Here is a 22,934-nt window from a genome sequence, read left to right on the forward strand (position 1 = left end):
GTTCCGGCCCTGTCGGATGTCGGCACCTCTGAAGGCAGACGGCCCCGCAATGCGGGGCCGTCTGTTTTGTCGGGTCGCCGACCGGCGAAGGCCCCAGCTTCAGTAGATCCACGCCATGCGTGGATGGCGCCTTCCCGACAGCCCAAAAAAACAGGGCCGGACAGTCCCCCGACTGCCGGCCCTCTGCTCCCCCACCGTGCGCCTGTACCGGCCCCTGTTCCAATTCCGGTCACGGGCGCCTACGGCGCCAGCCACGGTGGGTGCTATTGGGTTATCTGCAAAAATCCTGCCAACTTTAGGGCTGATTTCGCCGCCAACCGGCCTGCACCGGCGTCCCGGCCCCGAATGGCGCTAAAATCGCCACCCCGGCGCCGCCCCCCGGCCGCGCCCGCCCCCAGCTGAACAGCCCCCATGAACCCGTCCTTCCATCGTTACGACGTCATCGTCATCGGCGGTGGCCACGCCGGCACCGAAGCCGCGCTGGCCGCGGCCCGCACCGGCGTGCGCACCCTGCTGCTGACCCACAACATCGAAACGGTGGGCGCGATGAGCTGCAACCCGGCCATCGGCGGCATCGGCAAGGGCCACCTGGTCAAGGAAATCGATGCCCTCGGCGGTGCGATGGCGCATGCCGCCGACCGCGCCGGCATCCAGTGGCGCACGCTCAATGCCTCCAAGGGCCCGGCCGTGCGCGCCACCCGCTGCCAGGCCGACCGCAACCTGTACCGCATGGCGATCCGCGCCATCGTTGAAGGCCAGGCCAACCTGACCGTGTTCCAGGCCGCCGTCGATGACCTGGTCATCGAAGGCGACGCCGTGCGCGGGGTCATCACCCAGACCGGCCTGCGCTTCGACGCGGAAGCCGTGGTGCTGACCGCCGGCACCTTCCTGGCCGGCAAGATCCATGTCGGCCCGACCCAGTATGCCGCCGGCCGCATGGGCGACCCGCCGGCCACCACGCTGGCCGCGCGCCTGCGCGAGCGCCCGTTCCAGGTCGACCGCCTGAAGACCGGCACGCCGCCGCGCATCGATGGCCGCTCGCTGGACTACAGCGTGATGGACGAGCAGCCGGGCGACACGCCGCGCCCGGTGATGTCCTTCCTCGGCTCGGTGGACGAGCATCCGCAGCAGGTCAGCTGCTGGATCACCCACACCACCGAACAGACCCACCAGATCATCCGCGACGCGCTGCACCGCTCGCCGCTGTACAGCGGCCAGATCGAGGGCATCGGCCCGCGCTACTGCCCGTCCATCGAAGACAAGGTGGTGCGCTTCGCCGAGAAGGCCAGCCACCAGATCTTCGTCGAGCCGGAAGGCCTGGGCATCGTCGAGATCTATCCCAACGGTATTTCCACCTCGCTGCCGTTCGACGTGCAGCTGGAGATGGTGCGCAGCATCCGCGGTTTCGCCAACGCGCACATCACCCGCCCCGGTTATGCCATCGAATACGACTTCTTCGATCCGCGCGGGCTGAAGGCCTCGCTGGAAACCAAGCTGGTCAACGGCCTGTTCTTCGCCGGACAGATCAACGGCACCACCGGTTACGAAGAGGCTGCCGCACAGGGCCTGCTGGCCGGCCTCAATGCCGCTCGCCAGGTGCGTGGCCTGGAGGGCTGGTGCCCGCGTCGCGACGAAGCCTACCTCGGCGTGCTGGTGGATGACCTGATCACCCACGGCACCAACGAGCCGTACCGCATGTTCACCAGCCGCGCCGAATACCGCCTGCAGCTGCGCGAAGACAATGCCGACCAGCGCCTGACCCCGGCCGGCCGCGACATGGGCCTGGTGGATGACCGCCGCTGGCGTGCCTTCGAGACCAAGCAGGCCGCCGTGGCCGCCGAGCGCACCCGCCTGGGCGCGCTGTGGGCCACGCCGGCCAATGCGCTGGGCCGCGAAGTACAGGAAACGCTCGGCGTGGCAGTCAGCCGCGAAACCAACGTGCTGGACCTGATCAAGCGCCCGGAACTGGATTACGCGCAGCTGATGCAGGTGCCCTCGCTCGGCCCGGCCGTGGCCGATGGCAAGGTGGCCGAGCAGGTGGAGATCGGGGTGAAGTACGCCGGTTACCTGGATCGCCAGCGCGAGGAGATCGAGCGCCAGCAGCGGCATGAAGCAACGCCGATTGCCGGCGATTTCGACTACGCCATCGTGCGTGGGTTGTCGGCTGAAGCGCTGCAGAAGCTGGAACGCGTGCGACCGCAGACCATCGGCCAGGCACAGCGCATTCCCGGCATGACCCCGGCAGCGATCTCGCTGCTGCTGGTGCATCTGGAGCGCGCACGCCGGGGCCGCGTGGCGTAACGCGGGACCGTCCGCTTCTGGTGGGTGCCGACCTTGGTCGGCACATGAATCTGCCCTGGTGGGTGCCGACCTTGGTCGGCACGGAAGCATGGAGTGTCGCGATCTGATGATTCGTGCCGACCAAGGTCGGCACCTACCAGAGCAGATCGCGTTACCGTGCGTCGGCGCCGCCGCCCAGCACCTTGAACAAGGTCACCCGGTTGCCCGCTTCCTGCTGCTGGAGTGCGATCAGGTCCTGCTGCGCGGCATACAGGTTGCGCTGTGCGTCCAGCGACTGCAGGTAGCCGTCCAGCCCGGTGCGGTAACGCGCATCGGCCAGCATGTAGCTGCGCTGGCTGGCAGCAACCAGCGCGCGTTGCGCGTCCATCTGCGCGGCCAGATGGTCACGCGTGGCCAGCGCATCGGCCACTTCGCTGAAAGCCTGCTGGATCGCCTTCTCGTACTGCGCGATGCCGATGTCCTTGCCGATCTTCGACGCATCCAGCGACGCCTTCAGTGCGCCGGCATGGAAGATCGGAGCGGTGATACTGGGCGCGAACGACCAGCCACGGGTACCAGCCGAGAACAGCGTCGACAACGCGGTGGAGCTGTGGCCGTAGTTGGCAGTCAATGTCAGCGTCGGGAAGAACGCGGCGCGCGCGGCGCCTATATCGGCATTGGCCGCCTGCAGCGCGTGTTCGGCGGACAACACGTCCGGGCGCTGCAGCAGCACGCTTGAGGGCAGGTCGGCCGGCAACGGCGCCAGTGCCACGCTGCCCTCCAGCGCCTGCGCGGTCGGCAGCAGGGCCGGATCCAGCGGCGCCCCCACCAACAGCTGCAATGCATCGCGATCCTGCGCCTGCTGCGTCTGCAGCTTGGCCAGCGCGCCGCGCGCGGCTTCCACGCTGGTCTGCACCTGCGACAGGTCCAGCCCCGAGGCCAGCCCCTGCGCATGGCGGGCCTCGGTGCGCTGCAGGGTCTGCTGCTGGCTGTCCAGGGTCTGTTGCGTGAATGCCAGCGACTGCCCATCGGCCGCCAGCGCCAGCCACGCCGTCGCCACTTCGGCGACCAGGCTGGTGCGCGCCGCACGCTGGTTCTCGGCACTGGCCAACCAGTTCTGCAGGGCCTCGTTCTTCAGGCTGCGGATGCGCCCGAACAGGTCCAGCTCCCAGCTGCTGATGCCGACCTGCAGCGCGTCGGATTCGGTCACCTGGGTGGCACCGGTCTCACTGTTCGCATCGCTGACCCGCGAACGGGTGACGCTGCCGCTGGCATCCACCGGCGGCAGCAGCGCCGCACGCTGGATGCGGTACTGCGCGCGTTCCTTCTCCACCTGCAGCACCGCTACGCGCAGGTCGCGGTTGTTCTGCAGCGCCAGCGCGATCACCTGCTGCAGGCGCGGTTCGAGGAACACCTCACGCCATGCCGGCATCGCCAGCGCAGGATCAGCCTCGCCAGTGGCGGCATTGCCGAACTGCACCGGCACCGGCGCCTCGGGGCGCTGGTAACGCGGCGCCATGCTCACGCAGCCACCGAGCACAGCGGTCATCGTCGCGGCCGCCAGGACGCGCAGCAGCATCGGCTTCATGGACTTGCCTCCTGGGCAGTGGCGTGAGTCGCTGCGCGCCCCGGGAACAGGCGGCGCACCAGCAGGTAGAACAACGGCACGAAGAACATGCCCAGCACCATCGAGGCAACCGTGCCGCCGGCCACGCCGGTACCCAGCGAACGGCGCGCGGCCGAACCGGCGCCGGTGGCGAACACCAGCGGCAGCACACCCATCAGGAAGGCCAGCGAGGTCATCACGATCGGCCGCAACCGCAGGTAGACCGCCTGCAGGATCGCCTCGCGGGTGCTCTTGCCCTGCTGTTCGAGGATGCGCGCGAACTCGACGATCAGGATGCCGTTCTTGGCCGCCAGGCCAATCGTGGTCAACAGGCCGACCTGGAAGTACACGTCGTTGTTGAGGCCGCGCAGGTTCATCATCAGCACCGCGCCGAACACGCCCACCGGCACCGCCAGCATCACCGCGAACGGCACCGCCCAGCTTTCATACAGCGCGGCCAGGCACAGGAACACGAACAGCAGCGAGATGGCGTACAGCATCGGCGCCTGGTTGCCCGACAGCTGTTCCTGGTAGGCCATGTCCGACCACGCGTGGCTGAAGCCTTCCGGCAGCGTATCGGCCAGGCGCGCGATCTCGGCCATCGCCTCGCCGGAGCTGACGCCTGGCGCCGGCTGGCCGGTGATCTCCATCGCCGAGATGCCGTTGTAGCGCTGCAGCGCGGCCGGTGCGCTGGACCAGTGCGCGCTGACCAGCGATGACAGCGGCACCATCTGCCCGGCCTGGTTGCGCACGCTCCAGCGCTCGATGTCCTGCGGCTGCATGCGCGCTTCGGCCGTGCCCTGGATGAACACCTTCTTGATGCGGCCCTTGTAGATGAAGTTGTTGACGAAGTCGCCGCCCAGCGCCGCGTTCAAGGTGTCATTGATGTCCTGCGGATTCACGCCCATCGCCTGCGCCTTGGCGTCGTCCACCTTCACCGCATACACCGGTGCATCTTCCAGGCTGGCATAGCGCACGTTGACCAGCTTCGGATCCTTGGCAGCTTCCTTCAGCAATGTGTTGCGTGCAGCCACGGCGGCGGCATGGCCGGCACCGCCTTCGTCCTGCAGTTCCAGGGTGAATCCGCCCGCATCACCCAGGCCGAGGATGGCCGGCGGCGAGGTGATGAACACCTGCGCATCGGGCACGCTGGCCATGGCCTTGGTCAACCGTGCGGCGATGGTATCGGCATCATCCTTGCGGTCATCCCAGTCCTTCAGGCGGATGAAGGCCTGGCCGACATTCTGGCCGCTGCCGGTCACGCTGAAGCCGGCGGTGGCCTGGATCGACAGCACGCTGTCGTCTTTTACTGCGGCGGCACTGAGGCGATCCATCACAGCACGGGTCTGTTCCAGCGTGGCGCCGGCCGGCAGCTTCACCAGCGCGTTGAGCATGCCCTGGTCCTCGTCGGGCAGGAACGCGCCGGGCAGGTGCCACAGCAGCAGGCCGGTGACCACGCTCAGCACCAGGTAGAACACTACGCCGAGCGTGCGCCGACCGAGGAAGCCATCCACCCGACGACGCAGGCCGTTGGAGGTGTGCTCGAAACGGTGGTTGAACCAGATGAAGAACTTGCCCAGCAGGCTCGGTTCGCCGTCGTGGCCGCCGTGCGGATGGCCGCCCTTGGGAATCTGGTGCAGGATGCTGCCGCACAGCGCCGGGGTGATGGTCATCGCCACCAGCACCGACAGGATCATCGCTGCCGCAATCGTCACCGAGAACTGGCGGTAGATCACGCCGGTGACACCGCTGAAGAACGCCATCGGCAGGAACACTGCGGTCAGCACCAGCACGATACCGACCAGCGCGCCGGTGATCTGGCCCATCGCCTTCAGCGTCGCCGGCTTCGGCGCCAGCCCTTCGAAGGTCATCACCCGTTCCACGTTCTCCACCACCACGATGGCATCGTCCACCAGCAGGCCGATGGCCAATACCAGCGCGAACATGGTCAGCGTGTTGATCGAATAACCGAACGCGGCCAGCACGCCGAACGTGCCCAGCAGCACCACCGGCACTGCGATGGTCGGGATCAGGGTGGCGCGCCAGTTCTGCAGGAACAGGTACATCACCAGCACCACCAGGATGATCGCCTCGATCAGGGTGATCACCACTTCCTTCAGCGAGATGGTCACGAACGGCGTGGTGGTGAACGCCACGTGGGCGGTGTAGCCATGCGGCCAATACTTCTGCAGCTGTTGAAGCCGTGCATCGATGGCCTTTGACACGGCGATGGCGTTGGCACCGGCATTGAGTTCGATACCCAGCGACGCAGACGGCTTGCCGTTGAAGGTGCTGATGCTGTCGTAGCTCTCCGGCCCCAGGCCGATCTTCGCCACGTCGCCCAGGTGCACCACGCTGCCGTTGGCGTCGGCCTTCAGCACCACCTGCGCGAACTGTTCGGGCGTGTGCAGGCGGCTGCGCGCGGTCACCGTGGCGTCGAGCTGCTGGCCCTTCAGCGCCGGCTGGCCGCCGAGTTCACCGGCCGATACGTCGGTGTTCTGCGCCTGCAGCGCGGTCTCGATGTCCGACGGCATCAGCGCGTACTGGCGCATCTTCTCCGGGTCCAGCCAGATGCGCATGGCGTACTCCTGGCCGATCGGCTGGATGTTGCCGACACCACTGACGCGGCTGATCTGGTCATCGATGCGCGCTTCCATGAAGTTGGCGACATCGAAGTTGTCCATGCTGCCGTCTTCGCTGGTGAACGACAGCACCTCGAAGATCGAACCACTGGACTTGGTGATGGTCAGGCCGTTCTGCTGCACCGCCTGCGGCAGCGTGGCCATGGCCGCCTGCAGCTGGTTCTGCACCTGTACCTGCGCGGTGTCCGGATTGGTGCCGGTGGCGAACACCAGGTTGACCTGCGCCGAGCCGTCGGAGGCACTGGTCGAGGTCATGTACATCAGGTGATCGAGGCTCTGCTGCGACTGCTCGATGACCTGGGTGACCGCATTTTCCACGGTCTGCGACGAGGCACCGGTGTAGGTGGCACGGATGGTGATGGTGGGCGGGGCGATCTGCGGGTAGCGGTCCACCGGCAGGATCAGGATCGCAAGCAGGCCGAGCAGGCTGACCGCAATGGCGATCACCCAGGCGAAGATCGGCCGGTCGATGAAGAAACGAACCATGCGCGGCAGGCCTCAGTGCGACTTTTCGTCGGTGTTGCCGTTCGGGTCGATCGCCGGCATCGCCGCCAGCTGCGCCGTCGTGGCCGCCACCGCCTTCACCTGCTGGCCCAGTGATACCGCACTGCCGTTGCTGACGATCACCCGTTCGCCGGTCTTAAGACCATCGGTGATCTGCCACTGGTTGCCGACCACCTGGCCGGTGCTGACCCGACGCTCGACCACATGATCCCTGGCGTCGAGCAGGCGCAGCAGCGGCTCGCCGCGTTCGTTGCGCGTCACCGCCTTCTGCGGCACCAGCAGCGCGCGCGCGTCGGTGGCCATCGGCAGCACCGCCTTCAGGTACATGCCGGGCAGCAACAGGCCGTCCGGGTTCGGGATGACCGCACGCAGCACTACATTGCCGGTACCCGGATCGACCGCGCTGCCGACGAACTCCAGCGTGCCTTCGTGCGCATAGGTGCTGCCGTCCTCCAGCAGCACCTTCACCTGTGCCTTGCCATCGATGGCCTTCACCAGGCCGGCATCGAGCTGCTTGCGCAGCGCCAGCATCTGCGTGCTGGACTGGGTGACATCCAGGTACACCGGGTCCAGCCGCTGGATGGTGGTCAGCGCGGCGTCCTGCCCGGCCGCGACCAGCGCACCAGCGGTCACGCTGGAGGTGCCGATGCGACCGTCGATGGGCGCGGTCACCCGGGTGTAGTCGAGGTTGATGCGGGCGGCCTGCAACGCAGCGCGCGCGGCAATCACGTTGGCCTGCGCCTGCTTCAGCGCCGAGGTGGCGTCGTCGGCATCCTGCTTGCTGGCCGCATCCATGCTCACCAGCGCGCGGGTGCGCTCGGCCTTCGGCTGTGCCGACAACACGGTGGCCTCGGCCTGCGCCAGCTGCCCGCGGGCGGTATCGAAGGCCGCCTGGTATGGCGCCGGATCGACCTGGTACAGCAGCTGCCCCGCCTTGACCTGCTGGCCTTCGGTGAACAACCGCTGGCGGATCAGGCCGCCGATCTGCGGCCGCACCTCGGAGATCTCGAACGGCACGGCGCGGCCGGGCAGGGTCTGCTGGAGTGCCAGCGGCTGCGCGCTGGCCGTGATGACGCCCACTTCGGGCATGGCCGGTGCTTCAGTCCTGCCCGCCGAACAGGCCGCCAGGGCCAGCAGCAGGGGCAGCAGCAGGGGACGCGGGGAACGGGACAGCGGGCGCAGGAGTGACATGGGGGGCGTGGGGGCCTTGCGTTGACCCGTGCACGCTGCCGTGGAACTGTGCAGAGAATATGGAGATTGTGCGACCGGCTCAGCTGGCGCTTGCTTTCGGCGCCGCATGCGCCGCTAATGGCCTCCGCGATGGCGAAGATTCGACTCAAATTCGGCCTGACCGCGAAGACCTTCCTCGCGATCTTCACCGCCTGCCTGCTGGTGCTGGCAGTGAACGGTATTGCCAGCCGCGTGGCCTTCCAGACCGGATTCCTGGACTACCTCAACGACCAGGGCGACCTGCGCATGCAGCGGCTGATGCCCCACCTGCAACGCGAGTACCGCGAGCACGGTGGCTGGGGACATCTGCACGGTGATGGCGACCGCTGGGCGCGGTTGCTGCGCCCGGATCTGGCCCATCGGCACGAAGGACCGGTGCCGCCGCTGTCCGACCAGACCGGCGTGCCGTCGCGTCTGGGCCTGTTCGATGCGCAGCACCACTTCGTGGCCGGCAACCCCGACGCCACCAGCGATGACGAGCCGCATGCGGTGCAGGTCGACGGGCAGACCGTAGGTTGGCTGGGCATGGTGCCGTTCCAGACCGTCATCGCCACCAACGACCTGAATTTCTACAACACCCAGGTGCGCGCCTGGTGGGTGATCGGCATCGCCCTACTGCTGGTGACGGTACTGCTGGCCTGGCTGGTATCGCGGGCGCTGCGCCAGCGCCTGGCCAAGCTGGCCGCGGCCACGCACCGGCTGGCGGCCGGTGACTACGCTACCCGCATCGAGCGCACCAGCGACGATGAGCTGGACGCACTGGTCAACGACTTCAACCGGATGGCGCAGGCGCTGGACGATACCGAGCGCAACCGCCGCGCCTTCATCGCCGACATCTCGCATGAGCTGCGCACGCCATTGGCGGTGGTGCGCGCCGAGCTGGAGGCGATCGAAGATGGCATCCGTCCGCTGGACCGCGCCAACCTGGTGGGCCTGCAGGGCGAGATCCGCCAGCTGGGCAAGCTGATCGACGACCTGCACGACTTGTCGATGACCCAGTCTGGCGGCCTGGCGTACCGCTTCGCGCCACTGGACCTGGCGGCACTGCTGCGCAGCGAACTCAACGGCATGCGCGTGCGCTTCGCCAATGCAGGCCTGGCGCTGGAGGAAAATCTGCCCGCCATGCCGTTGCAGGTGTCCGGTGACGAACGGCGCCTGCAGCAGGTGCTGGCCAACCTGCTGGAGAATGCACTGCGCTACACCCAGGCCGGTGGCCGCGTACTCGTGCAGGCAGCGCACGTGCCTGCAGGGGTGCGGCTGATCGTGGAAGACACCGCGCCGGGCGTGCCGGCCGACAAGTGCGCGCTGCTGTTCGAACGCTTCTACCGCGTGGAGAGTTCGCGCAATCGTGCCAGTGGTGGCAGCGGGCTGGGCCTGGCCATCAGCCACAACATCATCCTCGCCCACCACGGCGTCATCCACGCCGAGCCCTCGCCACTGGGCGGGCTGCGCGTGGTCATCACCCTGCCGGAGCCTGCATGAGCACGTCGCCCGCCACGTCCGCGAAGATCCTGATCGTCGAGGACGAGCCACGCCTGGCCTCGGTACTGCGCGACTACCTGGCCGCTGCCGGCATGGCCAGCGAGTGGGTGGACGACGGTGGCCAGGTGATCGACGCGTTCGCGCGCTACCAGCCCGATCTGGTGCTGCTGGACCTGATGCTGCCGCAGCGCGACGGCGTGGACCTGTGCCGCGAACTGCGCGCCAACAGCGATGTGCCGGTCATCATGGTCACCGCACGGGTGGAAGAGATCGACCGCCTGCTGGGCCTGGAGATCGGTGCCGACGACTACATCTGCAAGCCGTTCAGTCCGCGCGAAGTGGTCGCGCGGGTAATGGCGGTGCTGCGCCGCTACCGCCCAGACCCCGGTGCGCGCGCCAACGGCGGCCTGCACATCGACGAGCCGGCCGCACGCGCCACCTGGAACGGCAAGGGCCTGGACCTGACTCCGGTGGAATACCGCCTGCTGCGCACGCTGCTGGCCACGCCAGGCCGGATCTGGGCGCGCGATGAACTGCTCGACCGGCTGTACCTGGACCATCGCGTGGTGGTCGACCGCACTGTCGACAGCCATGTGCGCAACCTGCGCCGCAAGCTGGCCGACGCCGGCATGGAAGGCGAGCCGATCCGTTCGGTGTACGGCATGGGCTACAGCTACGAACCCTGAGCTCCCTGTAGAGCCGAGCCCATGCTCGGCTGTGCTGGGAGCCGAGCATGGGCTCGGCTCTACAACGCACCACGCAGGTATCATCGTCGCGAACGCCCTGATTTCCGGAGACTTCGATGAACCCGCTGCGCCCCTTCCGCGACAAGATGCCCGTCCTCGGCGAGCGCGTGTACATCGACCCGGCCTGCACCGTCATCGGTGACGTGGAGCTGGCCGACGACGTGTCGGTGTGGCCGGGCACGGTCATCCGCGGCGATGTCAATTACGTGCGCATCGGTGCGCGCACCAACGTGCAGGACGGCACCATCATCCATGTCAGCCACCACAGCCCGTACAACAAGGCCGGCCACCCGACCCTGATCGGCGAAGGCGTGACCGTCGGCCACGGCTGCATCATCCACGCCTGCACCATCGGTGATTACAGCCTGATCGGCATGGGCGCCTGCATCCTCGACGGCGCCCGCGTGGAGCGCCATGGCTTCGTCGGCGCCGGTGCGGTGATCGGCCCCGGCAAGGTGGTGGGCGAAGGCGAGCTGTGGGTCGGCAACCCGGCCCGGCCGGCACGCACGCTGAGTGACAAGGAGATCGAGGCGCTGCATTACTCGGCTGACCACTACGTGCGGCTGAAGGACGAATACCGGGGCTGAGCCCCCGACGCCGCCATGCGGCTCTGCTAAAGTCTTGGCCCGACCAGGACCTGTCGAGACCCCCCATGCCTGTGGCTGCCTGCCGGAGAGGACTCCGGCGCCCACAACGAAGGCCATCGCGCTGATGGCCGCACCGATGCTCGATACCTACCGCGAGGTGGTGACGCCGGAGGGTGTGCCGCTGCAGTTGCCTGCCGCCGGCCCGGTACCGCGGGCGATGGCCTGGCTGGTCGATCTCGGCGTGCGCATCGCGGCACTGGTGCTGGTGTCGATTCCGCTGGCGCTGCTGGACAAGTTCGGCTCCGGCCTCTACCTGGTGCTGATGTTCCTGGTCTACTGGGCCTACCCGATCGTCTGCGAAGCAGTGTGGGGACGCACCCTGGGCAAGCGTGCGCTGGGGCTGCGCGTGCTGTCCCGCGATGGCGCGCCGGTGGGCTGGATGGCGGCGATCACCCGCAACCTGCTGCGCACGGTGGACATGCTGCCCTTCGGCTATGCGCTGGGCCTGATCAGCAGCCTGTTCGATCCGCATGGCCGCCGCCTGGGCGACCTGGTGGCCGGCACCGTGGTGGTGCATGCACCCGCGCAGTACCTGCCACCGCCACCGACCATCGACAGCGTGCTGGCCCCGCCGCAGCCCCTGCGACCAGAGGAACAGGCCGCGCTGATGGCCTTCGCCGAGCGCGCGCCCCGCTTGTCGGCGGCGCGCCAGCAGGAGCTGGCCGGTATTGCCGAACCACTGACCGGCACCCACGGCCAGGTCGGCGTGCTGCGCCTGTATGCGATGGCCAACTGGCTGCTGGGGCGGCGATGAAACAGGAGCAGTTCGTCGCCCGCTACCAGCAGGAATGGCAGGACCTGGAGCAGTGGCTGCTGCTGCGTGCCGGCGCCTCACGCCGCACGCGCCGCAAGGCCAGCGGCCTGGCACTGGACGACACGACCTTCCCGCAGCGCTACCGGCGGCTGTGCCAGCAGCTGGCGCTGGCCCGCGAGCGCGGCTACAGCCCGCAGCTGGTGCAGCGCCTGCAGCAGCTGATGCAGCAGGGCCACAGCGTGCTGTACCGCACGCCGCCGACACGCTGGCGGGGTGCCCTGGAGTTCCTGGTGGCCGACTTCCCGCTGCTGGTGCGCAGCCAGGCGCGCAGCATGTGGGTAGCGCTGGCGATGTTCGCGCTGCCGGCGGTGGCCTGCTTCGTGCTGGTGCAGGTCTATCCGGATCTGATCCACATGCTGATGGACAACCGCCAGATCGCCGAGATGGAGCGCATGTACGATCCCGCCGCCGAGCGCCTGGGGCGTGACAGCGGCACTGACTGGATGATGTTCGGCCACTACATCATGAACAACATCAGCATTGCCCTGCGCACCTTCGCCAGCGGACTGCTGGCCGGGCTGGGCACGCTGCTGGTGCTGCTGTTCAACGGCGTAATCATCGGTTCGGTGGCAGGCCACCTGCAGCACATCGGCCATGGCGACCCGTTCTGGCGCTTCGTGGTCGGCCACGGCGCCTTCGAGCTGACTGCGATCGTGATCGCTGGCGGTGCCGGCCTGCAGCTGGGCATGAAGCTGCTGGCGCCGGGCCGGCGCAGCCGCCTGGATGCACTGGTCGACGGCGGCCGCATCGGCGCGCGGCTGTGCCTCGGCGTCGCCTTCATGCTGTTGGTGGCCGCCTTCATCGAAGCCTTCTGGTCATCGATCGCCGAAGTACCTGCATGGGGCAAGTTCAGCGTGGCCGGTGTGTTGTGGGCCGGCGTGCTGCTGTGGCTGTGGCGCGGCGGACGTGGAGCTGGCCATGCGCATTGACCACCTGGACGTGGCGCTGCGTGCCCGCAGTGGCTGGGAAGCGATGGAGCTGGGCACCGCGCTGTCCCGCCGCCACGCGCGTGCGCTGTGGGGCAGCTGGCTGCTGGCCAGTGCACCGCTGTTCGTGATCTTCAACGCGCTTGGCTGGTGGCTGGATGCCTTCGGCTGGGCCTGGCTGGCGATGTGGTGGTGCAAGCCGCTGTTCGAACGCGCACCGCTGTATGTGCTGTCGCGCGGCATCTTCGGTGAGCCGGTCGGCACGCTGGCCGCGCTGCGTGCGCAACGTCACTGGGGCAACAGTGGATTCTGGGGCTACCTGGGCTGGCGTCGTTTCAGCGTGCTGCGCAGCCTGTGCCTGCCGGTGAACCTGCTGGAAGGCAACACACCGGGCCAGCGCGGCCCACGCCGTCGTGCGGTGGCAGCCGGCGCAGCGGGCGCGGCACTCGTACTGACCGTGACCTGCATGGCGTTCGAAGCCGTGCTGGTGTCCGGCGCGATCGGTGCGGTGTTCATGTTCATGCCACTGGAGCTGATGTCCGAATCCTGGCGCGCCGCATGGGACATGATCGGCCAGGACACACCCGCATGGGCACGGCTGGGCTTCAACCTGGCGTGCTGGCTGGCCTCGGTGCTGATCGGCCCGTTCTTCGTCGGTGCGGGCTTTGGCCTGTACTTGAACCGGCGCACGCAGATGGAAGCCTGGGATGTGGAGATCGCCCTGCGCCGCCTGCGCGAGCGGCTGCTGCCGGCGGCATCGACGCTGGCCCTGCTGCTGTGCCTGGCACTGCCGCTGGTCTCCGCACCGGTGCATGCGCAGGACACAGGCGCCGAGCCCGAACGAGCCATGGGCAAGCCCAACGACCGTGGCATCGACGCCGAGGAAGGCGACGAAGCACCGACCATCGACCCGGCCAACACCCCGGCAACGATCTTCGGCGGTACGCCGGTGGACACCGCCGGTTTCCGTCAGGCAGTGAACCGCGCCTATGAAGATCCGCTGCAGCGCCCGACCCGCCAGGTCACCCGCTGGAAGCCGATCGAACAGGCCGAGGAAGAGAAGAAGGAAGACAAGCAGCTGCAGCGTGACACCAACAGCAAAAGTGAACGCAAAGCGCGCAAGGACGGCATCGCCTGGCTGGCGCGACTGGCCGAATGGGGCCTGTGGGGCCTGCTCGGCATCCTGCTGCTGGTGCTGCTGCTGACCGCGCGGCTGTGGCTGCCGTGGCTGCGGGGCAGTGGCCGGCGCAAGGCCGAGGCAGCACCGCAGGTGCTGGAGGAACAGGTGGAACTGCCGGTGGTTCTGCCGCCGGACGTGGCCACCCAGGCCGGCCTGCTGTGGGACCAGGGCCGGCCGCGGCAGGCGCTGGCCCTGCTGTACCGCGCCAGCGTGCGCACGGTGGGCGAGCGCAGCGGCATCGCGCTTCCACCCGGTGCCACCGAAGCGCAATGCCTGCGCGCGTCGCGGCGCATGCCCGAGGCCAGTGACCGCGACCTGTTCGCACGCATCGTGCGCATGTGGCAGTACGCCGCCTACGGTGGCCGCCTGCCCAGTCGTGCCGATTTCGATGCATTGGCCGATACCCTGCGCCAGCAGTTCGGGTGGCAGGCATGAGTCCGCGCCTGTTCTGGTCGCTGCTGCTCGGTGCACTGGTGCTGTTCGGCGTACCGCTGACCATCCTCTACCTGCGCACGCACGAGCGGGTGACCGAAACGATCCGGCTGCCGCCACAGGGCGAGGCCGCCTACAACCCGCTGTATGTACTCAGCCAGGCCCTGCGCGCCGATGGCATCGAGGTGCACTCACGGCCGCGTCTGGAACTGCGGCAGATGACGCTGGGGCGCCATGACACGGTGGTGCTGCTGCAGGACAGCAGCGAACTGCCGGTGCCGGCGATGAAACAGCTGCTGGACTGGGTGGACCAGGGCGGCCACTTGCTGGTGCGTACGCCGCCACCGGCCGAGGACGATGCCAGCAGCACGCAGGGCCCCCTGCTGGACCAGTTGGGCGTGGACAGCCTGTTCCAGCGCAGCGACTGCCAGGCCTTCCATGTCGACGACGATCCGGGTCACGTCGAATTCTGTGGTGGCCGCCGCTTCACCCTGGGGTTTGCGGCCAGTGCGCAGGCCGAACGCCGCTGGGGCACTGATCGCGACCTGGTGTTCGCGCGCCTGCGCCATGGCCAGGGCAAGGTGAGCGTGCTGGCCGACATGGAATTCATGCGCAGCGAAGTGGACTCACCGGCAGCGCGCCTGGCCTCTGCCGCGGGCAAGGCCAGCGACGGCCTGCACGATCCTGCCCATCGCGACCTGACCCGCTACCTGCTCGATCCGAACTACGGCAAGGGTGCGGTCTGGCTGGTCTATGCCAGCCGCCCGCCGTCGCTATGGTCGCGCATGTTCTACCAGGGCTGGCCGCTGTGGGCACCGCTGCTGCTGGCTCTGCTGGGTTGGCTGTGGAGTCGCTCGCAGCGCTTCGGCAGCCTGCTGCCGTCACCGGTGCTGGAACGCCGTTCGCTGCTGGAGCACGTGCGCGCCAGTGGCGAACTGCTGCTGCGCTTCGGTCACGGCATACGCCTGTACGAGGCCGTGCTCGCCCTGTTCCTGCACCGCCTGCGCCTGCGCGCACCGATTGCCGCCGCACTGGATGGTGCGCCACGCGATCAGGCCATCGCCGAGCTGCTGAAATGGCCGCAGGCCCGCGTCGCCAGCGCGCTCACTCCCCCTCCGCCACACGATTCCTCCGCCCTGCGCGAGCGCATCCGCTTGCTGCTCCAGATGAGATCCCTGCTATGACCGAAGTCCCCGAGCTGCCGGCGGCCGCCAACGCCCGCCTGATCGAACGCGTCGATGCCATCCGCACCGCCGTCGGACACGCCTTCATCGGCCAGGCCGATGTGCTGGACCAGATCCTGGTGGCGCTGCTGGCCGGTGGCCACGTGCTGATCGAGGGCGTGCCCGGGCTGGGCAAGACGCTGCTGGTGCGCGCGCTGGCCCAGGCCTTGGAGCTGGACTATGGCCGCGTGCAGTTCACCCCCGACCTGATGCCCAGCGACGTCAGCGGCCACGCGGTGTACGACCCGAAGAGCGAAAGCTTCAAGATCCGCCGCGGCCCGGTGTTCACCAACCTGCTGCTGGCCGACGAGATCAACCGCGCCCCGGCCAAGACCCAGTCCGCGCTGCTGGAAGTGATGCAGGAAGGCCAAGTGACCATCGAGGGCAAGGCCTTCACCCTGGCACCGCCTTTCATGGCGCTGGCCACGCAGAACCCGCTGGAGCAGGAAGGCACCTACCCGCTGCCGGAAGCACAGCTGGACCGTTTCCTGCTGAAGGTGCTGATCGATTACCCGCAGCTGGAGGACGAGAAGCGCATGGTGACCGCGATCACCAGTGGTCGTGCCGCCAGCGATTTCGACCTGAGCCAGGTGCCGCGCGTGCTCGGTGCCGGTGAGCTGCTGGAGCTGCAGCGCGCCACCGCGGCGATCACCGTCGATGACGAAGTGATCGACTACGCGGTACGCATCGTTGCCGCCACCCGGCAGTGGCCGGGCATCGCGGTCGGTGCCGGTCCGCGCGGCAGCATCGCGCTGGTGCGTGCCTCGCGCGCGCAGGCGGTGCTGGCCGGCCGCGACTTCGTCACGCCGGACGACGTGCGCGACATTGCGCGCCCGGCGCTGCGCCACCGCATCGCGCTGGCCCCGGAACTGCAGATCGAAGGCCAGGACGCCGACGATGTACTGGGCGCGCTGTTGGCCAAGGTGGAAGCGCCGCGCCGATGAGGCCGGCCCCGCTGCTGCTGGCGCTGCTGCTGGCCTGGGCTGCCCTGGGCGGCTTGGTGCTGGGCGGGTTGCTCCCGCGCTGGAGCTGGGCGCTGGCGGCCGTGGCCATCGCGCTGCCCGCCCTGTGGGACCTGTGGCGGCAGTCGCGGCGTCCGTCGCCGCAGGTGCAACGCGAACTGCCCGAAGCGCTGGCACTGGGCGTGCGCCGCGAGGCCGCGCTGCGGCTGCAGGCAGACGCGTCGATGACGGTGCAGGTGTTCGACCTGGTGCCCGGCGGCTGGCCGCTGGAATCGCTGCCGCAGCGCGTGCGCCTGCAGGCCGGCAGCGCCTCCACCCTGCACTATCACCTGCAGCCGCTGCAGCGTGGGCACTTCCGCTTCGAGGGCGTGCACCTGCGCATGCGCTCGCCGTGGCGCCTGTGGTGGCAGCAACGCACGCTGCCCCCCGCGCTGGACGTGCGTGTCTATCCGAACTTCGTGCCGCTCACCCGCTTCGCGTTGTTCAGTGCCGACCAGGCCTCGCGGCTGGTCGGTGCGCACGTGAAGCGCCGCCGTGGTGAAGGTACCGACTTCCACCAGATGCGCGAGTACCGTATCGGCGACAGCCTGCGCCAGCTCGACTGGAAGGCCACCGCACGTGCGCGCAAGCTGATCTCGCGCGAATACCAGGACGAGAAGAACCAGCAGCTGCTGCTGATGCTCGACAGTGGCCGGCGCATGCTGGCCAGCGAAGGCGGTCTCTCGCATTTCGACCACGCCTTGAACGCCTCGCTGGTGGTGGCGTACCTGGCATTGCGCCAGGGCGATGCCGCCGGCCTGTTCGCTGCCGGTGGCGAGCGCCGCTGGGTGGCGCCGCAGCGTGGCATGGGCACGGTCGAGCACCTGCTGCGTGCCAGCTACGACCTGCAGCCGCGTGCGGTGGCCACCGATTACCTGGCCGCCGCCACCGAGGTGTCGCTGCGCCAGCGCCGGCGCGCACTGGTGATGCTGGTCAGCAACGTGCGCGACGAAGACATCGAGGATCTGCTGGCGGCGGTGCGCCTGCTGCAGAAACGCCACCTGGTGTGCGTGGCCAGCCTGCGTGAGCGCGAACTGGATGCTGTCCTCGATGACGAGGTGCAGTCGCTGGAAGACGCCGCCCAGGCCGGCGCTGCGGCGCTGTACCTGCAGCAGCGCGCGAAGGCGCACGAGGCACTGCGCAGCGAGAAGGTGATGGTGCTGGACGTGACCGCCGATGCACTGCCCGGCGCGCTGGTGGAGCGCTACCTGGCAGTGAAGCGCGAAGGGCTGCTCTGATACCAGTGATCGCTCTGGTGGGTGCCAACCTTGGTTGGCACGAACCCCACAGCGCCGACCAAGGCCGGCATATACCAACACCGGCTGCCGGCCAGCGGCCGGCACTACCCCTGCAACAACCGACGCTGCAACCGCTCCACCGCACGCTGCAGCAGCACCCGGTTGCGGGCCAGCTTCATCCACTGCGGCAGGCGCGAAAACATCGAGCCATTGGTGACGCCCGCGCGCTCGCGCAGAGGCGCGGCAGCGTAATCGTGCAGTGACTGCAGATGGGCCTCGTTGTAGGCCCACAGCACGCCCGCCGCGGTCTTTTCGATCAACCGCAGCGGCAAGCCGAAGTGCGGGTCGATCGCCTCATTGCCACGCCACCGCGACAGCGTGACCTCCACCTCGCTGCTGCGTCCGCACTGACTGCAGTCCGCCGCCAGCGTCCGCAATGGCGACGTTGCACGCGCGCGGTGCAGCTCGACGCGGACCCATTTGTGCCCACAGTATCCGCAGGGACGATAGCCGCTGTAGCGCACCGGTCCGACCCAGTCGCCCGCAACACAGCAACCACAGCTGCATCCACTGTCGAGAGATGCGCTGCAGCCCAGGCAGCGGAAACGTCGCGACTCCGACATCCCCACCACCCAGCCGGGCGTATCGCAGCGATGGCAGCGCACCGCGATCCGGTCCGAATAGCGCCACAGGGCGTGGCCGTCATCCAGATGCCGACCCGGCAGTGGCGCAGGCCGCAGGTCGCGATTGCGCCGCACCGCCATCAGACGTAGATCCGCGTCGGCGCCTCATCCACGATTGCGTGCGGCACGAAGCGCGCACTGTCGCGGGTGATCGCGCTGTCGTCCTCGCGGATACCGATGCCGCAGGCGTGGTCACCCACCACCCAGCTGCCGATAAGCGGGTAGCCGCCTTCGAAGCGGGTCAGCGGATGCGCGCGCTGGATGATTGCCGGGCCGTCGTAGGGACCGTCGCTGCGCTGGGTGCTGCCATCGGCCAGGTGCATCTCGATGTTGGCACCTTCGCGCGAGAACAGCGGCTTGCGCACCCAGCCCGACGCCAGCGTGCTGCCGTCGTCGAAATGCGCTTCCAGCAGGTTCGGATGGCCCACGTTGCGCTGCCACAGCAGCGGCAGGATGCCCTTGTTGCTCAGCACCGCCTTCCAGGCCGGTTCCAGCAGCTGCACGCCCGAACCGGGCAGCGCGCGGCCGAATTCCTCGGCCATCAGGTCTTCCAGCGGGTACAGCTTGAACAGCGTGCCGATCACCGAATCATCCAACGCGGTGAAGCGGCCGTCCTCGGACAGACCGATGTCCTCGATGGCGATGGCCTGGCCATGCAGGCCGGCCTGCGAGGCGCAGTCGCGCAGGTAGTCAACCGTGCCACGGTCTTCTTCGGAACTGCCCACCGCGCTGAAGTACAGCGGCGGCGGCAGCTGCGTGGCCAGTTCGCCGAAACGCTCGACCAGCGCCTCGTGGATCGCGTTGAACTGGTCGGCATGCTGCGGCAGGCGACCGGCATTACGCTGGTCTTCCAGCCACTGCCACTGGAAGAAGCTGGCCTCGAACAGCGAGGTCGGCGTGTCGTAGTTCAGTTCGTACAGCTTGGCCGGGCCGGTGCCGTCGTAGGCCAGGTCCAGGCGGCCATAGAGGTGCGGCTGGCGCTGGCGCCAGCTGTCGGCGATCCAGTCACGGTAGTGCGACGGAATCGCCAGCTGGTCCATCAGGCGCTCGCTGCCGATGACATCCCCGACCAGATCCAGCGCCATCTGGTGCAGCTCGGCGCTGGGGTCTTCGATGTCCTGCTCGATCTGGCGCAGGGTGAACGCGTAGTACGCGCTTTCATCCCAGTACGGCTGGCCGTCGAGGGTGTGGAAGCGGAAACCCGCTTCGTCCGCGCGTACCCGCCACTGGGCACGCTCGGCAATCCGGATACGCTGCATGGGTCGATCAGCCGCCGTAGCTGCCGCTGGTGCTGCGGCGCGCGCTGGTGTTGCCGAAGCCACCACGGCTGGCAGTGACCGCACGGTTCGGCTCGCTGGTGACCGGGGCCAGGCCGGCCTTGCCGGCGCCGATGCCGCTGGCGGTGTTGAGGCCGCCGCTGCCGCCCGGAGCCGGGCGCGCCCAGCCGGCGCTCTTGTCCTGGTAGGCCGGCGACGCCGCCGGCGCCTGCGGGGCCAGGCCACCGCGGTTGCTCAGCATCTGCGACATGAAGAAGCCCATCATCATCGGGCCGATGAACGAGGTACCGGCCGAGGTGTGCTGCTGCACGCACTGTTCCGGCTTGTAGTCCTTCTCGCAGGCTTCCTTGCTGGCGTACTTCGGCGCGGCATCGGCGGCCTGCTTCTGCGCTTCAGCAAAGGCATTGCGGCACGACGACGGATCGCCGGTGGCCTCGGTGCAGGCCTCCACCGAGGTGTACAGGCCTTCCTGCACCTTCACCTCCGGCTCCTTCTGGCAGGCGGTGAACAGCAGCGGCGCGGCACTCATCAGCAGCAGCGCGGTGGTGCGGGAACGTTTCATGGCCTCATGCCCTGTCGACGGATCAATGCCCCAATGATGCCAAATCCGGGCCAGCAACCGTAATCGGCAAAGTGGGAAAGATGAACGGCCTTTCATTTTCGTCGTTCCCCATCATCCCCGCATCGCGTGGATCCATCGTGTCGACCAAGGTCGACACCTACCAAGAGCAGAGCGCCGGCCCCGACAGATCGCAGGAAACTGTCGAAGGCGGGGTGGGTCCGGTTGCGGGGGCGTGAGCGCCATGGGCCCGAGGCATGCCTCGGGCGGGTTGGGCAGGACGCTCAACACCGGTCTTGCCGTGTGCGCAGGACAGCGCACACGAGCAAGGCGCGACCGAGGCTACAGGGACGTACTTGCGCCGTCCCCCGCAACCGGACCCACCCCGCCATCCCACGGAGCGCCCGCCCTTGACCTTGACGTTGCTTCGGCGAGTGCCGGGCGCAGCCCGGCCGGACCACCTCCGGTGGTTGCAGCAGCAACCGAAAAAATTGGCCATGATCGGCTGACCCCCACGTCGTACGGCCCGCCCGTTCCGCCAGCCATGCCCGAATACCGCTCCCGCACCTCCACCGCCGGCCGCAACATGGCCGGCGCCCGCGCCCTGTGGCGTGCCACCGGCATGAAGGACGGCGACTTCCACAAGCCGATCATCGCCATCGCCAACTCCTTCACCCAGTTCGTGCCCGGCCACGTGCACCTGAAGGACCTCGGCCAGCTGGTCGCGCGCGAGATCGAACAGGTCGGCGGCGTCGCCAAGGAATTCAACACCATCGCCGTGGACGACGGCATCGCGATGGGCCACGACGGCATGCTGTATTCGCTGCCCAGCCGCGAGATCATCGCCGACGCCGTGGAGTACATGGTCAACGCGCATTGCGCCGACGCACTGGTGTGCATCAGCAACTGCGACAAGATCACCCCCGGCATGCTGATGGCCGCGCTGCGCCTGAACATCCCGGTGGTGTTCGTGTCCGGCGGGCCGATGGAAGCGGGCAAGACCAAACTGTCCGAGCACAAGCTGGACCTGGTCGATGCGATGGTGGTGGCCGCCGATGACAGCGCCTCCGACGAGAAGGTCGCGGCGTTCGAGCGCAGCGCCTGCCCCACCTGCGGATCCTGTTCGGGCATGTTCACCGCCAACTCGATGAACTGCCTGACCGAAGCACTGGGCCTGTCGCTGCCCGGCAACGGCACCACGCTGGCCACCCACGCCGACCGCGAGGCGCTGTTCCGCCGTGCCGGCCGCCTGATCGTCGAACTCTGCCATCGCTGGTATGGCGGCGAAGACCCGAGCGCGCTGCCGCGCGGCATCGCCACCCAGGCCGCGTTCGCCAATGCAATGACCCTGGATATCGCCATGGGCGGTTCCACCAACACCATCCTGCACCTGCTGGCCGCCGCGCAGGAAGCGGAGGTCGACTTCGACCTGACCCATATCGACGCGCTGTCGCGGCGCGTACCGCAGCTGTGCAAGGTGGCGCCGAATACGCCGAAGTACCACATCGAGGACGTGCATCGCGCCGGCGGCGTGTTCGGCATCCTGGGTGAGCTGGACCGCGCCGGCCTGCTCGAAACCACGGTGCCGACCGTACACAGCACCAGCCTGGCCGACGCGCTGGAACGCTGGGACGTGGTGCGCAGTGACAACGACACCCTGCACACCTTCTTCAAGGCCGGCCCGGCCGGCATTCCCACCCAGGAGGCCTTCAGCCAGGCCACGCGCTGGCCGACGCTGGACATCGACCGCGCTGAAGGCTGCATCCGCTCGCTGCAGCACGCGTACTCACTGGAAGGCGGCCTCGCCGTGCTGCGCGGCAACCTGGCCGTCGATGGCTGCGTGGTGAAAACCGCAGGCGTGGACGAATCAATCCACGTGTTCGAAGGCCCTGCGCGCGTCTATGAAAGCCAGGACGCGGCCGTCGCCGGCATCCTCGCCGACGAAGTGCAACCCGGCGAGGTGGTGGTGATCCGCTACGAAGGCCCGAAGGGCGGTCCCGGCATGCAGGAAATGCTGTACCCGACCAGCTACCTGAAGTCGAAGGGGCTGGGCAAACAGTGCGCGTTGCTGACCGACGGCCGCTTCTCCGGTGGCACCTCGGGCCTGTCGATCGGCCACGTCTCGCCGGAGGCCGCCAGCGGCGGTGTCATCGGCCTGGTGGAAGATGGCGACCGCATCCGCATCGACATCCCTGCCCGCCGCATCGATCTGCTGCTGGACGAGACCGTGCTGGCCCAGCGCCGCAGCGACGCCGATGCGCGTGGTTGGAAGCCGCGCGCGCCGCGCCCACGCAAGGTCACCAGTGCATTGAAAGCCTACGCCCTCCTCGCCACCAGCGCCGACAAGGGGGCCGTTCGCAACACCGCCCTGCTCGGCGATTGATCAAAAAGGGGACGGAGGGGATTAAGTCGTTTGTGGCACAAACGACTTAATCCCCTCCGTCCCCTTTTCCTTCACCATGTG

17 protein-coding genes are annotated in these 22,934 nt (G+C 68.2%); 11 read left to right on the forward strand and 6 right to left on the reverse strand.

All coding sequences use genetic code 11. The features are described 5' to 3' along the window. The first annotated feature begins 411 nt into the window (after positions 1-411). Positions 412-2,301 carry a tRNA uridine-5-carboxymethylaminomethyl(34) synthesis enzyme MnmG gene (mnmG, locus tag ACW5IY_RS20765; RefSeq protein ID WP_049435792.1) on the forward strand — a complete coding sequence of 630 codons (1,890 nt, stop codon included), beginning with the start codon at positions 412-414 and terminating at the stop codon, positions 2,299-2,301. A 151-nt stretch (positions 2,302-2,452) separates the two neighbouring features. On the opposite strand, the gene smeC is transcribed toward mnmG, so the two are convergent. Genes smeC through smeA form a run of 3 tightly spaced genes read right to left on the reverse strand, consistent with a single transcriptional unit; the run spans position 2,453 to position 8,223 of the window. Next, positions 2,453-3,868 (reverse strand): multidrug efflux transporter outer membrane subunit SmeC, encoded by a 1,416-nt coding sequence (gene smeC, locus ACW5IY_RS20770; RefSeq protein ID WP_049435793.1) that lies wholly within the window; start codon positions 3,866-3,868, stop codon positions 2,453-2,455. Then, positions 3,865-7,014 (reverse strand): multidrug efflux RND transporter permease subunit SmeB, encoded by a 3,150-nt coding sequence (smeB, locus tag ACW5IY_RS20775; RefSeq protein WP_049435794.1) that lies wholly within the window; start codon positions 7,012-7,014, stop codon positions 3,865-3,867. The genes smeC and smeB overlap by 4 nt, the downstream gene beginning before the upstream one ends. Before the next feature lie 12 nt (positions 7,015-7,026). Next, a complete protein-coding gene (gene smeA / locus ACW5IY_RS20780) occupies positions 7,027-8,223 on the reverse strand; it encodes a multidrug efflux RND transporter periplasmic adaptor subunit SmeA (protein WP_049412402.1) in 1,197 nt (398 codons plus the stop codon). A 117-nt stretch (positions 8,224-8,340) separates the two neighbouring features. Here smeA and baeS point away from each other — a divergent pair, with 117 nt between their 5' ends. The 9 genes from baeS (at position 8,341) to ACW5IY_RS20825 (ending at position 17,951) form a co-directional block, all read left to right on the forward strand. Next, a complete protein-coding gene (gene baeS / locus ACW5IY_RS20785; protein WP_049435795.1) occupies positions 8,341-9,744 on the forward strand; it encodes a sensor histidine kinase efflux regulator BaeS in 1,404 nt (467 codons plus the stop codon). Continuing rightward, a complete protein-coding gene (locus ACW5IY_RS20790; protein ID WP_043402768.1) occupies positions 9,741-10,430 on the forward strand; it encodes a response regulator in 690 nt (229 codons plus the stop codon). Before baeS ends, ACW5IY_RS20790 begins: the two co-directional genes overlap by 4 nt. Before the next feature lie 116 nt (positions 10,431-10,546). Next, positions 10,547-11,077: a gamma carbonic anhydrase family protein gene (locus ACW5IY_RS20795; protein ID WP_049435797.1), complete on the forward strand. Its 531-nt coding sequence runs from the start codon at positions 10,547-10,549 to the stop codon at positions 11,075-11,077. 124 nt (positions 11,078-11,201) lie between these two features. Continuing rightward, positions 11,202-11,891 carry an RDD family protein gene (locus ACW5IY_RS20800; protein WP_049435798.1) on the forward strand — a complete coding sequence of 230 codons (690 nt, stop codon included), beginning with the start codon at positions 11,202-11,204 and terminating at the stop codon, positions 11,889-11,891. Continuing rightward, complete coding sequence (locus tag ACW5IY_RS20805) at positions 11,888-12,880, forward strand: stage II sporulation protein M (RefSeq protein ID WP_019337015.1); 993 nt, start codon at positions 11,888-11,890, stop codon at positions 12,878-12,880. Before ACW5IY_RS20800 ends, ACW5IY_RS20805 begins: the two co-directional genes overlap by 4 nt. Beyond that, positions 12,870-14,492: a DUF4129 domain-containing protein gene (locus ACW5IY_RS20810; RefSeq protein ID WP_049435799.1), complete on the forward strand. Its 1,623-nt coding sequence runs from the start codon at positions 12,870-12,872 to the stop codon at positions 14,490-14,492. Before ACW5IY_RS20805 ends, ACW5IY_RS20810 begins: the two co-directional genes overlap by 11 nt. After that, positions 14,489-15,673: a DUF4350 domain-containing protein gene (locus tag ACW5IY_RS20815; RefSeq protein WP_049435800.1), complete on the forward strand. Its 1,185-nt coding sequence runs from the start codon at positions 14,489-14,491 to the stop codon at positions 15,671-15,673. The genes ACW5IY_RS20810 and ACW5IY_RS20815 overlap by 4 nt, the downstream gene beginning before the upstream one ends. Beyond that, positions 15,670-16,656: an AAA family ATPase gene (locus ACW5IY_RS20820; protein ID WP_014648782.1), complete on the forward strand. Its 987-nt coding sequence runs from the start codon at positions 15,670-15,672 to the stop codon at positions 16,654-16,656. Before ACW5IY_RS20815 ends, ACW5IY_RS20820 begins: the two co-directional genes overlap by 4 nt. Beyond that, positions 16,653-17,951, forward strand: a complete 1,299-nt coding sequence (locus tag ACW5IY_RS20825) for a DUF58 domain-containing protein (RefSeq protein WP_049435802.1) — start codon at positions 16,653-16,655, stop codon at positions 17,949-17,951. The genes ACW5IY_RS20820 and ACW5IY_RS20825 overlap by 4 nt, the downstream gene beginning before the upstream one ends. Positions 17,952-18,055: 104 nt before the next feature. On the opposite strand, the gene ACW5IY_RS20830 is transcribed toward ACW5IY_RS20825, so the two are convergent. Genes ACW5IY_RS20830 through ACW5IY_RS20840 form a run of 3 tightly spaced genes read right to left on the reverse strand, consistent with a single transcriptional unit; the run spans position 18,056 to position 20,473 of the window. Further along, positions 18,056-18,715: a hypothetical protein gene (locus tag ACW5IY_RS20830; protein WP_049435803.1), complete on the reverse strand. Its 660-nt coding sequence runs from the start codon at positions 18,713-18,715 to the stop codon at positions 18,056-18,058. Then, positions 18,715-19,893: a glutathionylspermidine synthase family protein gene (locus ACW5IY_RS20835; RefSeq protein WP_049486849.1), complete on the reverse strand. Its 1,179-nt coding sequence runs from the start codon at positions 19,891-19,893 to the stop codon at positions 18,715-18,717. The genes ACW5IY_RS20830 and ACW5IY_RS20835 overlap by 1 nt, the downstream gene beginning before the upstream one ends. Positions 19,894-19,900: 7 nt before the next feature. Beyond that, positions 19,901-20,473 (reverse strand): DUF1190 domain-containing protein, encoded by a 573-nt coding sequence (locus ACW5IY_RS20840; RefSeq protein WP_014038869.1) that lies wholly within the window; start codon positions 20,471-20,473, stop codon positions 19,901-19,903. Positions 20,474-21,014: 541 nt separating this feature from the next. Here ACW5IY_RS20840 and ilvD point away from each other — a divergent pair. Continuing rightward, positions 21,015-22,853: a dihydroxy-acid dehydratase gene (ilvD, locus tag ACW5IY_RS20845; RefSeq protein WP_049435804.1), complete on the forward strand. Its 1,839-nt coding sequence runs from the start codon at positions 21,015-21,017 to the stop codon at positions 22,851-22,853. Positions 22,854-22,934: the final 81 nt, after the last annotated feature.

It is taken from the genome of Stenotrophomonas sp. C-A (genome assembly GCF_054030835.1).